The organism is Clostridium sp. Marseille-P2415 (assembly GCF_900155545.1).
In the GTDB taxonomy this organism is placed as follows: domain Bacteria; phylum Bacillota; class Clostridia; order Lachnospirales; family Lachnospiraceae; genus Lacrimispora.
On record NZ_LT732526.1, the window covers coordinates 852502 to 865468 of the forward strand.

The following is a 12967-nucleotide window of genomic DNA, read 5'->3' on the forward strand; positions in this document are numbered from 1 at the left end:
GGCTTTGGAATGCTTCTTAAGCAGCTCCAGCTGGCGGTAGAGCGGAACCGCCAGGCAAACGGTAGCCGGGGTCAGAAGATAGCTGATATATTTGGCGCTGCCGTTATAAGCCTCATAATCAATTTGAAATGCGGATAAAAAAGCCATGACCGCCAAAATGGATATTAAAAGCGGATTGAATATGGCAAGCCTGAACCGTTTCTTTATACGGACTCCCAGCTCATAACCCAGAATGCTGATCACTGCACCAAAAAACAAAAAATCACTGATTGTACTGCTCATCTTTATGTGCCTTTCTTTCTTTGTCGGTTTTGATAAGAAACTGAGTTACTTTTCCGGTGATCACCATGACAATAACCGTGGAAAGTAAAGTGATAACCAGGAAAGGAACGAGAATGGGTTTCAGCGTTCCCCAGGAATCCAGCAGCCCCACGGCTGCCGGAATGAACATCAGAGGCATGATATCGATAAGAAATGTGCTTACCTCTTCCACCGCTTCCAGGGGAATGAGTTTTGTTCTTAAGCCCATTAACATGAGGATCAGGCCATAAATACTGGCGGGTACGGGAAGGGGAACAAATAAATGTATGATTTCTCCTACCAGGGATATGAAAAGAATGATACTGAATTGTCTGATGTATTTCATGGCATAGCCTCCTGCGATTCCTGTTGAATTTTCAACTATGGTTTATCCTAAACTGAAATTTGCGGCTTGTCAAATGTTTTTAATGACATAACATATTTTTTAATTGGAAATTTCGTGGATAAAAGGTATAATTATTCATATTAAATGAAAAGGAGTTAAGGATGATGATGGCTGAACTGGAGTTTGGCATTTTATATTTTTTACAAACGCTGCATACCCCCTGGCTGGATGGGCTTATGAAGGGGATAACCAGCCTGGGAGACCATGGAATTTTCTGGATTATTACCGGTACTGTTTTGTTATTGTTTCAAAATACAAGGCGGATCGGCCTGTGCGTCATGTTATCCCTGGCGGCAGGTCTTTTAATCGGAAATGGGCTGCTTAAGAATCTGGTTGCCAGAGACAGGCCTTGTTGGATTGATAACAGCGTTCTTCTTTTGGTTAAGAACCCCAGAGATTATTCCTTTCCGTCCGGGCATACGCTGGCCTCCTTTGAAGGAGCGGTCAGTATCTGGCTTTATAACCGGAAATGGGGTTCCGCTTTTTTAATCCTGGCAGCACTCATTGCATTCTCCAGAATGTATTTATTTGTTCATTTCCCTACTGATGTGCTTGGAGGAATGGTTCTGGGGAGTTTCATCGCCTTTTTCGTTCACCGCATGGTGGAGAAAGAAAACGTGTCCTGAAAAAAGTACTTGCTTTCCGCCGGATCTGTGTTATACTGGTGGCGTTACAAAATACAATATTATAAGTCGCAGAGTAGACTTGTGTGCGTTAAGTGCCGGCTGAACAGGGAGTTGTCAGCCGGACGAAAAGATTTTCTTGCGGTACACGAGTCGCATCCCGCTGCATCAGAAGATAGGTATATTATCTCCGGTTGTAGTTTGAGGTCTGCAAAGGAGGTATTTTTTTATGAAAAAATTCGTCACTTTGTTCACCGATTCTTACAGAGAGCTGAAGTCTGTGAGGACCATCACCACTGCCGCCATGTTTGCTGCCATAGCGATTATTCTTGGCATGTTTTCCATTAATGCGGGTAACTATATCAGGATCAGCTTTTCTTCCATCCCCAATGGAATGGTAGCATATTTATTTGGACCGGTAGTGGGCAGCCTTTTTTCCGGAAGCCTTGATGTGCTTAAGTATCTCTTAAAACCGGCCGGAGCCTTTTTTCCGGGATTAACCCTGGTGACCATGCTGGCAGGTCTTATGTATGGCTGTATGTACTATAGGAAGCCTGTTACCTTAAGAAGGATTCTGGTTGCCAAGTTCCTTGTCATGCTGATCTGCAATGTAGTGCTCAACACCCTGTGCCTGTCCATCCTGTATGGAAAAGGCTTCATGGTTCTCCTTCCGGCCAGAGCGCTTAAGAATCTGGTCATGTGGCCCGTTGATTCCATGATTTTTTATATCATGGCAAAAGCTATGGATTCGATGGGAGTCTTTCAGGCCATCCGGAGTGCGAAAACGGCGGGAACAAGATAAAGGAGAAAGGCTTGTGGTGTTTCAAATTGCACCACAGGCCTTTTTGAATGGAATCAGGAAATTATTGCTGTTCCAGATAGAGAAGAGCGGTTTTTCGGATGGCTTCCATGCGGTTTCGGGTTTCCGGATCGGTGTATGGGATTTTGTCCACCAGCTTGTTTATATAATCATGTTCCCGGACATATCTGCGGCTGATGGGAAAATTCAAATCAAAAATATAGGCGAGATAAGAAACCCACATATCCATATGAGTCTCACGCTCAGAATACCGGATAGGAGTGTGGCTAAGAAAGCAATGGAAGGTGCGGTCGGAAACCGGTTCTGCTCCGAGTTGGGCCGGAGATACGTCAAGCATGGTATGGATAGAATCCTGTTCCTTGACACGGAAGTTATCCAGCTTATCCGCATCCCGGATGATTTTAGAATGCAGCAGCTCTTTGCCGGTTAAGGATTCCTCCATCTGATAGAGGCTGTGGTTCCGGATCGCAGCATAAATGATCGGATCGAAGCTGCGCTCCGGAATGAATTGTTCAATGAGGCGGTTTTCGAAAAGTATTTTAAGGCTCAGCTCGGCATGGGAAATGATCGAATCGTCAAAGCTGTGATATGATTTTAATTGTTCAAACCTCCCGATATCATGAAGCAGGGCAATGTGGCAGGCCAGGGACGTATCTTCCCGGGAAAGATTCAACCCTTCTGCAATATATCCGGCAGCCTTAACGACACCGTAGGTATGCACAATTTTCAGCCGGATTTTATCGTCCGTTGCATCATAATGCTTCAAATAGCGTGCAAATATTTTTTTAGCTTGTGTAAAATCCATAGACAGAAACCTTCTTTCATACTATAATCTTAAGTGTTTGCATTATACTACAGAAAGAGATCCATGACAATCAAATGCTGTCTTCTATATTTTAGATTATAATTCATTAGGAGGAATGAGCCATGAGTGATGTTAATTGTACTCATAATTGTAATACTTGCGGGGAAAGCTGCAGCAGCAGACAGGAGGAGCAGACAAGTTTTTTAGAACCCCTTAACCCTGCCAGCACAGTGAAAAAGGTAATCGGCGTTGTAAGCGGGAAGGGCGGTGTTGGAAAATCACTGGTAACTGCCATGATGGCAGTGCGCATGAAAGCCAAGGGATATAAAACAGCCATTCTGGATGCGGATATTACCGGTCCGTCCATTCCCAAGGCATTCGGCCTTACGGATGCAGGGGTAGGCATGACACCGAACGGTCTTATGATTCCGGCTACGACTGCAACAGGAATTGAAGTAATGTCGGCAAATCTGATCTTAGACCACGAAACCGATCCGGTGATCTGGAGAGGCCCGGTGATCGCCGGGGCTGTAAAACAGTTCTGGCAGGAGGCCCTCTGGGAGGACATAGACTACATGTTTGTAGACATGCCTCCGGGAACCGGCGATGTGCCATTGACCGTATTCCAGTCCCTTCCGCCGGACGGAATTATCATTGTAACATCCCCTCAGGAACTGGTTTCCATGATTGTTGCGAAAGCAGTAAATATGGCGAAGAAAATGAATATACCGATTCTTGGCCTGGTTGAAAATATGAGTTATTTATCCTGCCCGGACTGTGGGAAAAAGATTTCCGTATTTGGAGAAAGCCACATTGATGAAGTCGCAAAAACCAGTGATCTTACTGTATTAGCTAAGATTCCCATTGATCCGAAAATTGCCGGAGCAGTGGATGCGGGTACGGTTGAATATTTAGAAGCACCATGGCTTGATGCAGCCGTTTTGTCAGTCGAGACGGCGTAAGTTACTTGAAATTTTTGAGGTATAAGTATGAATATTAGCATGAATCCCAATAGCGAATTGAACCAGTCCATTGTGAATGTACCCAATCTGGTCCAGGTTCCGGACCCGCTTATGAAGCAGGCCTACCAATTCCAGGAATCCATGATGATGTACACCTGTGCTATCCGGGAGATCAAGACAAAACTGGAGGTCTTAAATGACGAACTGTCTGTGAGAAACTCCAGGAACCCCATTGAGATGGTGAAATCCAGGGTGAAAAAGCCCATAAGCATTGTCGAAAAGCTGCAGCGCAGAGGGCTTCCGGTTTCTTTGGAATCCATGATGGAAAATTTGGATGATGTGGCAGGAATCCGCGTCATCTGCTCATTCCTTGACGATATTTACGCGGTGGCAGAGATGCTGACCCGTCAGGATGATGTACATATTATCGCCATTAAAGATTATATCCGGCATCCCAAAAACAATGGTTACCGCAGCTACCATATGATCGTAGAGATTCCTGTGTTTTTCTCTGACCGGAAAAAGTGGATGCGGGTAGAAGTACAGATCCGGACCATTGCCATGGATTTCTGGGCCAGCCTGGATCATCAGCTGAAATACAAAAAAGAAGTGGAAGAGTATTCTGAGGAGATCAGTGATGAACTCAGGGAATGCGCCGATGTGATCGCACAGACCGATGAACGGATGCTGAAGATCAGAAAGAAGATTGAGGACCAGGGGATTACGGTTACGAAATAAGTGCAGGAAGGAAAATCTGGGGAGGGGCAATTTGTTATGTGAATGTGATTACATAACAAATCGCCCCTCCCTTTTTGTGCGCTACTCATGGCTTACTCGGATAGCGGCAAACTGATTGTAAAGATGGTTCCTGTTTCGGAACTGCTGGAAACCCCGATCTTTCCTTTGTGCTGTTCCAGAATGGTTTTTGCGATGGAAAGTCCCAGGCCGTAGCCGCCTTCCTTGCGGACTCTTGACTTATCCGTCCGGTAAAACCGTTCGAAAATATGTTTCTGCTCCTCCAAAGGTATGGGCTCACCGGTATTTTGGATGGTTAAGACAACGTGATGAGCAGATTTCTTTAGACGGACGGAAACGGCTCCGTTTTTTCCTGCGTATTTGCATGCATTATCCAAAAGGATGGTGATTACCTGCTTTAACTGGGCTTCACAGCCCTCCAGTGTGATTCCGGGTTCAATATCATTTTCCAGATTCACCTTATTTTCAAATGCTACGGATTCAAAAAGCAGGACTCCATTGAGTACGATGTCACTGAAATTCAGGGGCGCCTTCGTTATCTGGGCTGCCTCGACGGTTCCTGCATCGGAGCGGGCCAGGAACAGGAGTTCTTCCACCAGCTGTTTCATGCGGGCTGCTTCTTCCTTTGTATTATCCAGCCACTTCTCCTGATCTTTGATGGTGCATTCCTTGTGGGAGGAAAGAATCTGCAAATTGGCCAGGATTACGGTAAGCGGCGTCTTTAATTCATGGGATGCATCGGCAATAAACTGATTTTGCTGTTTCCATGCGGTTTCCACAGGCTTAAGGGCCAGACGGGAAAGATACAGGCTTAAAATCAGAAAGAGAATGACTGATACAAAAAGGATCAGCAGGCAGTTGATCAGAAGGGCTTTTAAATTATTCCATTCATAGCCTTGGTCTGCGAATGCAATTTTTGTCCCTTCCATGGTATCCATCTTAAGGTAGCGGAGAGAATAATCCTTGAGAACCCCCTTGTGGGAGCTGTCTGCCTCTGTAAGCTGTATCAGGGTAGAAGCCAGCTCTTTGGTGACGGTGATGTTGTTTTCCCAGATATTATTTATGGAATGATCACGGTTTAAGGTCACTACAAAAACAGGGGTAAAAGGCGTTAGGTCTTCTTTTGGCCTTCTCCCGAATTCCACTTTGTCAGGAGGCCGGTTAAACCGGTTGTGGTCGATGGCCTGCAGGAGGACCATTTCTGCCTGACGCTCGATGCGTTTTATATTGGTGTAGTAGAAGATGCCAAGCACTGCGGTGAGGATGCTGATTACAAAAGTCATGTTTATTAAAATAAACTTTCCTCTTAATTTTTTAATCATTCCGTTTCCTCCAGGCGGTACCCGACCTTGCGGATGGTTCCGATTTCTACCCGTGAACCTACAAAGGTCAGCTTTTTGCGAAGGAATGATATATAGGCCTCCACATTATTATCCTCTGCGTCAGAGTCATTGCCCCATACCTTGGATATCAGGGTATCCTTGGAGATGATCTTTCCGGAATTGCTCATGAGGATTTTCAGCACTTCAAATTCCTTGTATCCCAGATGAATGGATTTGGAACCGCAGCATAAATCATTGGCCGACAGGTTCAGGATTAAATCCCCAAATCTCATTTCCTCTACGATCACTTCCCCCTGGCGGCGGGAGATGGCTCGGATGCGGGCCAGAAGCTCTTCCGGTATAAACGGTTTTGTCATGTAGTCATCAGCCCCTTTATCAAGGCCTGTTACCTTGTCACGGATATCATCCCGTGCAGTCAGCATGAGAACCGGAGTTTTTATGTGGGCCTCTCTCAGTTTCCGCACTACATGAAAGCCATTTTCTCCGGGGAGCATCACATCCAGGACGATAACATCGTATTCACCGGACAGGCCGCAATACAGGCCGTCGGTTCCGTTATATACAATATCGGCCTGATAATGCTGTTCCTTCATGATCTGTCCCAATGCTTCGGCCAATCTTATTTCATCTTCTACTATCAGTACCTTCATGATTCCGTTCTCCTTTATTTTTATGATGAACCTGTTGATAACTATTATAAATTGAGATGGTGCTTTAGGCAATCTTACATTTATTGTAATTGTAAAGGTTTAAGCTTAAAATATGCTGAAATGGTATTTTAACGCACTTTGAGGGAGTTATGAGGCTCCTAAAAATGGATTTTCAGGCTATTTTCAGGTAATAATGGTAGAATATGCCGGAAACTGGGGATTGGAGGGGACGCTTTCAGACTAATTTCAGCTTCCTGTCACAGAACGGACATAGGAACATGTTAAAATAGGCTGCAGATTTGAATGATGAGAGGAGAAACCTGGATGGACGGACGAAGAATGGCGGCTTCCCTGGCTGTTGTATTGGCTGCGACGGCAGCCAGCCCTATGATAACGGAAGCATCAGCTAATATTGATTTAAGGAAAAAGGTAATCGGAGTTTCGGGTATCATGAGTACTACGAATTTGGATATGACGGTGACACGGGGGGAATTTGCCAGCATGCTGGTGAATGCTTCCTCCTACCGGAGTACGGTAAGCGGGACCAGCAGCACATCCGTTTTTGCTGATGTGCCCAGAAACCATGAATATGCGGCTCAGATCCGGATCGCAGCGGAACAGGGTTGGATGAACGGTTATCTGGGAGGAAATTTTAAACCGGATGAATACATAACGCTTCAGGATGCAGTGAAAGGTGTTCTGGGCCTGCTTGGATATGAAAATTCCGATTTTACGGGAGACCAGTCAGGTTCCAGGCTTTCCAAATACCATTTCCTGGAGTTGGATGAGAACCTGAATAAAGAAGCCCTGGAAGTTTTAAAGAAGGAGGATTGCATAAACCTCTTTTATAACCTGTTAAAGACGGACACCAAGTCAGGAACCATGTTTGGAAAGAGCCTGGACTGCGAATTGACAGAGGATGGAGAGATCAATCCGTTTACAATGGTTGATAACAGCTTAAAGGGGCCGAAGGTTGTAAGAAGCAAGAACAGGCTCGATTCCTATCTTCCCTTTAAACTCAGTGCAGCCAATGTTTATCTTGACGGAGAGGCGGTTTCCAACTCCAGCGAGGCAATTACCGTCGCATTTGACAGTGCGGACGGTGTGCTGGTATATTACCACAGCCTTTCCAAGACCGTATGGCTTTACACCGTTGGAAATGAGAACGAAAGCGGCCGTTCTGCTGTCTTTGGGGAGATCAGCAACGTCGTTTATAATTCTACCGATCTGATGACGCCAAGCGCCATTATTCTGGATGATGGCAATACCTATGAGCTTACCAGCACTGAGATGCAGTTTGCATTTTCTTCCTATGGAGATTTGCGGGTTGGTGATACGGTGAACCTGGTTTATACGATGTCAACCGACAGTGAGGGAAATGAAACACGGACAGTCATTGATTATATAGAAGATTAGCAGGAGAGGCCGGAATGAAGAAAATCATCCAGAAATTGTTTTCAAAAGAAAAAAAGAAAGTCTTAATCATTCTGATCATAATCCTTGTGGCTCTGGCCGGGGTTACAGCAGCAGTAAGCTTAAAAAAATCCAGGGAAACTTCCGCAGAGGCAAAAAGTGTACGGACAGCCAAGGCAACGAAACGGGATATCACGTCTGAGCTTTCTTCCTCAGGAACCATTTCCCCAAAGGATACCTATGACATAACCTCCCTGGTAGAAGGTGAAGTCACTGCGGCGGATTTCGAAGAGGGGGATGAGGTAGAACAGGGCCAGGTCCTTTACCGGATTGATACCTCCTCCATGGAATCGGAGATGACATCAGTAAATAATTCCTTGACAAGAGCCCAGGAAAGTTACGAAATCGCGTTGGAGGATTATAACACTGCTTTAAGCGATTATAGTGGGAATACGTACAAATCCACAGAAAACGGCTACATAAAATCCCTTTCCATAAAGGAAGGGGATAAAATCAGCAGCAGTACGGAAATTGCCGCTGTCTACGATGATAAAACCATGAAGATCAAGGTTCCTTTCCTCTCAGGTGAGGCAGCCCAGATGGCAGCCGGAAATGCAGCGGTTTTAACTCTTACCGATACGGGGGAACAGATTCAGGGCGTGGTTTCCTCCATCAGCAATATGGATGTGACCCTTACCGGCGGGCGTATCGTCCGTTATGTCACCATTGAAGTGACCAATCCGGGCGGCCTTACCACAGAAGCCGCTGCCACAGCAATGGTCGGGGATTTTGTCTGCAGCATGGAGGCAACGTTTGAACCCAAGCTTGAAACGACTATGAAAGCAGACTTATCCTCCAGCGTGGAGGTCGGAACCCTTTTAGTGCATGAGGGAGACTATGTAACAAAAGGAACTCCGGTTTTCACCATGGAAAGCAAGTCCGCAGAAAAGCTGATACGTACCTATAAGGAAACACTGGAAAAAGCCGAAGAGACTCTGGAATCAGCCAAAAGCAAGCTGGAAAGCACCCGGGATACCTACGACAACTATACCATTACGGCCCCCATTTCCGGAAGAGTCATAACTAAGACTGTAAAAGCAGGGGATAAGATCACCAAAAGCTCCAGCGGAAGCACAACGCTGGCGGTCATATACGATATGTCCAATTATACTTTTGAAATGTCTGTGGATGAGTTGGATGTAAAATCCGTTGAAGTAGGGCAGAACGTGGTCGTTACTGCAGATGCGGTGACCGAAAAGACTTTTTCCGGTACAGTTACCAATGTGAGCATGCAAAGCTCAACATCGAACGGAGTTACCAATTACCCGGTAACAGTTACGTTAAATGACGGAATGGATGAGCTGCTTCCGGGCATGAATGTAGATGGAGTGATCATTCTGGATGAGGCAAAGGATGTACTGTCCGTACCGGCCGATGCACTGATGCGCGGAAATCAGGTTTATGTGAAGGATGAAACGGTAAAAGAGGCACAGGGAAATATTCCTGCAGGCTTCCGTGCTGTTGAAGTTACCACAGGGTTAATCAGTGATGATTATGTGGAAATCACCGGCGGACTTGAAGAAAATCAGGAAGTTTATGTTGCACAATCCACGGTAAGTACGACACAGGATACCATGATGCCAGGCGGTATGGGCGGCATGGGCGGAATGGGCGGCGGTCCAGGTGGAGGAAGATCCGGAGGCGGCGGTAATGCCGGCGGAAGGTCCGGAGGCGGCGGTAATGGCAGCGGAAGGTCCGGAGGCGGCGGGTAATGGCGGCGGTCCCAGGTCTTAACGGCAGCAGGAGGTTATAAAACGTGGAAGAACCCTTGATTGAATTAAAAGAAATCTATAAAGTATACCGGCTGGGAGATGAGGAAGTCCGCGCAAGCGACGGTGTGTCTCTTACCATTTGCCGCGGGGAGTTTGTGGCCATAGTGGGAAAGTCAGGAAGCGGAAAGTCCACGCTCATGAATATCATAGGAGCACTGGATGTCCCTACCTCAGGGGAGTATCTGCTGGGCGGTGAGGATGTAGGAGGCATGTCTGATAACCAGCTGGCTCAGATACGGAATAAGATGATCGGCTTCATATTCCAGCAATACAATCTGCTGCCGAAATTAAATCTTCTGGAAAATGTGGAGCTGCCTCTCCTGTATGCCGGGATAGGCACCAATGAACGGAAAGAACGGGCTCTGGCTTCTCTGGAGCGGGTAGGTCTGGCGGAAAAGTGGCGGAATCTGCCCAATCAGCTTTCCGGCGGCCAGCAGCAGAGGGTTTCCATAGCCAGAGCTCTGGCAGGGGATCCCTCCCTGATTCTGGCCGATGAACCCACAGGAGCTCTGGATTCCAAAACCAGCCGTGAAGTTTTAAATTTCTTAAAAAAGCTAAATGATGAAGGCAATACCATAGTTATGATTACCCACGACAGCGCCATAGCGCTGGAGGCCAGACGTGTGGTCCGGGTACATGATGGCAAGATTAATTTCGATGGAGACGTAAATGAATATTCTGCAATCCTTTAAAATGGCTCTTAAGAGCATCTGGGGCAATAAGATGCGTTCTTTTCTTACCATGCTTGGAATCATTATAGGCGTGGCATCGGTCATCATTCTGGTAAGCCTTGTGAATGGGCAGATGTCCTATATGACAGAAAGCTTTGCCAGCATGGGAACGAACCAGATCAATGTGAATGTATCCAATCTTTCCTCCAGGTCCGTTTCCGTGGATGAGATGTATCAGTTTTATGAGGAGCATAAGGAACTTTTTTCCCAGATGACTCCCAATGTTTCGCTGTCCTCTACCATAAAAAACGGAACAGAATCCCTGACGGATACCACCGTGACCGGCGTAAGTGAAGAATACTTGGAAATGAAGGACCAGACACTGGAGACCGGCCGTTTCCTCCAGTACTCTGACATTCTTTCCAGACAAAAGGTATGTGTTGTGGGCTATTATGTGGCCTGGGATTTATACGGAAGCGTGGAAAAGGCCATTGACCAGACGATTAAAATAAACGGATACGCATTCCGGATTGTAGGTGTGATCTCCAGGCAGGATGAGGATGAGCTGGAGGCCGGCGGTACGGATGATGTACTTTATCTTCCCTACAGCTGTGCAGCCAAGATGGGCAATGACGCCAATATCAGCAGCTATGTTTTAGCGACCTCTGATATGGAACACACAACAGAAGCCAAAGAAGCCATTCAAACATTTTTATATGAGATTTTCAAAGATGATGACTTATACCGTGTTACTGCCATGAGCGAGATGCTGGATTCCTTAAATTCCATGATTTCCATGATGTCCATGCTGCTGGGCGGGATTGCCGGGATATCTCTTCTGGTAGCAGGCGTGGGTGTTATGAACATTATGCTGGTATCTGTAACGGAACGTACCAGAGAGATCGGAATCCGGAAAGCCCTTGGGGCAAAAAAGCGTAACATCATGCAGCAGTTTGTAATTGAAGCAGCCGTTACCAGTTCGCTTGGGGGCGTTTTGGGTATCGTGATCGGTTCCGCAGCCACTGCGGTCATTGGAACTGCGATGGGAATGAATGCGTCGCCCACCCCAAGTGCAGTGATCGTTTCTTTCAGCGTGTCGGTGGGGATCGGCCTGCTCTTTGGTTATATGCCGGCCAGCCGCGCTGCCAATTTAAACCCGATCGATGCCCTGCGCAGCGAGTAAGAATCGAATATTTTCTTGCAAATGTATCATATTGGTGATACTATTTGCATAGTTACGAAAGGAGTAGCTCATTGCGGGTTGCTCCTTTTGTGCAGGCAAAATCTGACGGATCGTGAGAAAGGACAGCAAGACATGAAGGTTGTAGATATGCACTGTGATACCATTGCGGAGTTGTTTTACAGAAAAGAAGAAGGAAAGGAATATTCCATATTAAAAAATGACTGCCACATTGATCTGGAGCGTATGAGGAAAGGAGATTACTGCCTGCAGAACTTTGCACTGTTTACCAATTTAAGCAGGCATGAGCACCCGTTTGAGCATTGTATGAAGCTGGCAGACCTATTCTATACGGAGCTTGGGAAATACAAAGATATGATAGGCGTCGTAACCTGTTATGATGACATCGAAAGGAACCGGAAGGAAGGGAAGATGTCTGCCATGCTTACCATTGAGGAGGGCGGTGTCTGCCAGGGAGAGCTTGCATTCCTGAGAAATTTTTACCGTCTCGGGGTCCGTATGATGACACTGACCTGGAATTACAAAAATGAACTGGGTCATCCAAACCGGATCTGGGAAGAAGGCGGGGAAGCATTCTTTGAACCGGAGAAAGAACACGGGCTCACGGAGAAGGGGATAGAATTTGTACGGGAAATGGAAAAAATGGGCATGATCATTGATGTGTCCCATTTGTCGGATGCAGGAATTGCAGACGTGTTCCGCCATACAAAAAAACCTTTTGTAGCAAGCCATTCCAACGCCAGAACCATTGCCTCAAACCCGCGGAACTTAACCGATGAGATGATAAGAATGCTCTCGGAACGGGGCGGAGTAGCCGGAATCAATTATTGTGCCGATTTTCTTCACGACTGGAAAAAGGGGGAGGGAGCCTTAAGCCGGATCCAGGATATGGTTTCCCATATAAAACATATGAAGCAGGTAGGTGGGATCAGTTGTATCGGACTGGGATCTGATTTTGACGGCATCGGCGGAGACCTGGAGATGAAGTCTCCTGCAGATTTACCGGTTTTAGAGGCTGCCATGGGGAAAGCAGGTTTTACGGATAGCGAGATAGAAGCTGTTTTCTATGGAAATGTCCTCCGGGTTTACAAAGAAATTTTACATTAAAACAAATTTTACATAGAATTTACATTCATGTGCATGATACTTTACATAGATTTGATATAGTACTTACATAACATGTCA

14 protein-coding genes and 1 riboswitch (1 of these 15 cut by a window edge) are annotated in these 12967 nt (G+C 46.2%); of the genes, 9 read left to right on the forward strand and 5 right to left on the reverse strand.

The window, feature by feature from the left end; translation table 11 throughout:
- Window positions 1-282 carry the 5' portion of an LrgB family protein gene (locus tag BQ9856_RS08945; RefSeq protein WP_077610716.1) on the reverse strand. 24 nt of this gene lie to the left of the window's left edge, so the window shows 282 of its 306 coding nt (coding positions 1-282); the start codon lies at window positions 280-282; the stop codon falls past the left edge of the window.
- The gene (locus BQ9856_RS08950; protein ID WP_077610712.1) at window positions 263-646 is read right to left on the reverse strand and encodes a CidA/LrgA family protein; all 384 of its coding nucleotides are present in this window, start codon (window positions 644-646) and stop codon (window positions 263-265) included. Before BQ9856_RS08950 ends, BQ9856_RS08945 begins: the two co-directional genes overlap by 20 nt.
- A gap of 161 nt (window positions 647-807) precedes the next feature.
- Between BQ9856_RS08950 and BQ9856_RS08955 the strand changes: the two genes are divergently transcribed.
- Window positions 808-1332 carry a phosphatase PAP2 family protein gene (locus tag BQ9856_RS08955; protein WP_077610713.1) on the forward strand — a complete coding sequence of 175 codons (525 nt, stop codon included), beginning with the start codon at window positions 808-810 and terminating at the stop codon, window positions 1330-1332.
- Between the two features lie 67 nt (window positions 1333-1399).
- A riboswitch (THF riboswitch) is annotated at window positions 1400-1497 on the forward strand.
- Between the two features lie 61 nt (window positions 1498-1558).
- Window positions 1559-2131, forward strand: coding sequence for a folate family ECF transporter S component (locus tag BQ9856_RS08960; protein ID WP_077610714.1), 573 nt, complete (start codon window positions 1559-1561; stop codon window positions 2129-2131).
- A gap of 61 nt (window positions 2132-2192) precedes the next feature.
- On the opposite strand, the gene BQ9856_RS08965 is transcribed toward BQ9856_RS08960, so the two are convergent.
- On the reverse strand, window positions 2193-2954 hold the full coding sequence (locus BQ9856_RS08965; protein WP_077610717.1) for an HD domain-containing protein: 762 nt from the start codon (window positions 2952-2954) through the stop codon (window positions 2193-2195).
- A gap of 122 nt (window positions 2955-3076) precedes the next feature.
- Between BQ9856_RS08965 and BQ9856_RS08970 the strand changes: the two genes are divergently transcribed.
- Both BQ9856_RS08970 and BQ9856_RS08975 read left to right on the forward strand, forming a co-directional pair.
- Window positions 3077-3916, forward strand: coding sequence for an Mrp/NBP35 family ATP-binding protein (locus BQ9856_RS08970; protein WP_077610718.1), 840 nt, complete (start codon window positions 3077-3079; stop codon window positions 3914-3916).
- A gap of 27 nt (window positions 3917-3943) precedes the next feature.
- The gene (locus BQ9856_RS08975) at window positions 3944-4654 is read left to right on the forward strand and encodes a GTP pyrophosphokinase (RefSeq protein WP_077610719.1); all 711 of its coding nucleotides are present in this window, start codon (window positions 3944-3946) and stop codon (window positions 4652-4654) included.
- Window positions 4655-4746: 92 nt separating this feature from the next.
- On the opposite strand, the gene BQ9856_RS08980 is transcribed toward BQ9856_RS08975, so the two are convergent.
- Both BQ9856_RS08980 and BQ9856_RS08985 read right to left on the reverse strand, forming a co-directional pair.
- Window positions 4747-5994 (reverse strand): sensor histidine kinase, encoded by a 1248-nt coding sequence (locus tag BQ9856_RS08980; RefSeq protein WP_077610720.1) that lies wholly within the window; start codon window positions 5992-5994, stop codon window positions 4747-4749.
- Entirely contained in the window at window positions 5991-6665 is a 675-nt protein-coding gene (locus BQ9856_RS08985) for a response regulator transcription factor (protein WP_077610721.1), read from the reverse strand. Before BQ9856_RS08985 ends, BQ9856_RS08980 begins: the two co-directional genes overlap by 4 nt.
- A gap of 324 nt (window positions 6666-6989) precedes the next feature.
- Here BQ9856_RS08985 and BQ9856_RS08990 point away from each other — a divergent pair, with 324 nt between their 5' ends.
- From BQ9856_RS08990 to BQ9856_RS09010, 5 genes are all read left to right on the forward strand, one after another.
- Window positions 6990-8081, forward strand: a complete 1092-nt coding sequence (locus tag BQ9856_RS08990) for an S-layer homology domain-containing protein (protein ID WP_077610722.1) — start codon at window positions 6990-6992, stop codon at window positions 8079-8081.
- A gap of 14 nt (window positions 8082-8095) precedes the next feature.
- Window positions 8096-9850, forward strand: coding sequence for an HlyD family efflux transporter periplasmic adaptor subunit (locus BQ9856_RS08995; protein WP_077610723.1), 1755 nt, complete (start codon window positions 8096-8098; stop codon window positions 9848-9850).
- 44 nt (window positions 9851-9894) lie between these two features.
- A complete protein-coding gene (locus BQ9856_RS09000; protein ID WP_077610724.1) occupies window positions 9895-10602 on the forward strand; it encodes an ABC transporter ATP-binding protein in 708 nt (235 codons plus the stop codon).
- Window positions 10580-11764, forward strand: coding sequence for an ABC transporter permease (locus BQ9856_RS09005; RefSeq protein ID WP_442855510.1), 1185 nt, complete (start codon window positions 10580-10582; stop codon window positions 11762-11764). The genes BQ9856_RS09000 and BQ9856_RS09005 overlap by 23 nt, the downstream gene beginning before the upstream one ends.
- A gap of 132 nt (window positions 11765-11896) precedes the next feature.
- Window positions 11897-12889, forward strand: coding sequence for a dipeptidase (locus BQ9856_RS09010; protein ID WP_077610725.1), 993 nt, complete (start codon window positions 11897-11899; stop codon window positions 12887-12889).
- Window positions 12890-12967 lie beyond the last annotated feature (78 nt).

What these genes read in the sequence shown, in the direction of transcription:
- BQ9856_RS08950 (WP_077610712.1), bottom strand. Translation starts at nt 646, where the DNA reads ATGAAATACATCAGACAATTCAGTATCATTCTTTTCATATCCCTGGTA.
- BQ9856_RS08955 (WP_077610713.1), top strand. Translation starts at nt 808, where the DNA reads ATGATGATGGCTGAACTGGAGTTTGGCATTTTATATTTTTTACAAACG.
- BQ9856_RS08960 (WP_077610714.1), top strand. Translation starts at nt 1,559, where the DNA reads ATGAAAAAATTCGTCACTTTGTTCACCGATTCTTACAGAGAGCTGAAG.
- BQ9856_RS08965 (WP_077610717.1), bottom strand. Translation starts at nt 2,954, where the DNA reads ATGGATTTTACACAAGCTAAAAAAATATTTGCACGCTATTTGAAGCAT.
- BQ9856_RS08970 (WP_077610718.1), top strand. Translation starts at nt 3,077, where the DNA reads ATGAGTGATGTTAATTGTACTCATAATTGTAATACTTGCGGGGAAAGC.
- BQ9856_RS08975 (WP_077610719.1), top strand. Translation starts at nt 3,944, where the DNA reads ATGAATATTAGCATGAATCCCAATAGCGAATTGAACCAGTCCATTGTG.
- BQ9856_RS08980 (WP_077610720.1), bottom strand. Translation starts at nt 5,994, where the DNA reads ATGATTAAAAAATTAAGAGGAAAGTTTATTTTAATAAACATGACTTTT.
- BQ9856_RS08985 (WP_077610721.1), bottom strand. Translation starts at nt 6,665, where the DNA reads ATGAAGGTACTGATAGTAGAAGATGAAATAAGATTGGCCGAAGCATTG.
- BQ9856_RS08990 (WP_077610722.1), top strand. Translation starts at nt 6,990, where the DNA reads ATGGACGGACGAAGAATGGCGGCTTCCCTGGCTGTTGTATTGGCTGCG.
- BQ9856_RS08995 (WP_077610723.1), top strand. Translation starts at nt 8,096, where the DNA reads ATGAAGAAAATCATCCAGAAATTGTTTTCAAAAGAAAAAAAGAAAGTC.
- BQ9856_RS09005 (WP_442855510.1), top strand. Translation starts at nt 10,580, where the DNA reads ATGAATATTCTGCAATCCTTTAAAATGGCTCTTAAGAGCATCTGGGGC.
- BQ9856_RS09010 (WP_077610725.1), top strand. Translation starts at nt 11,897, where the DNA reads ATGAAGGTTGTAGATATGCACTGTGATACCATTGCGGAGTTGTTTTAC.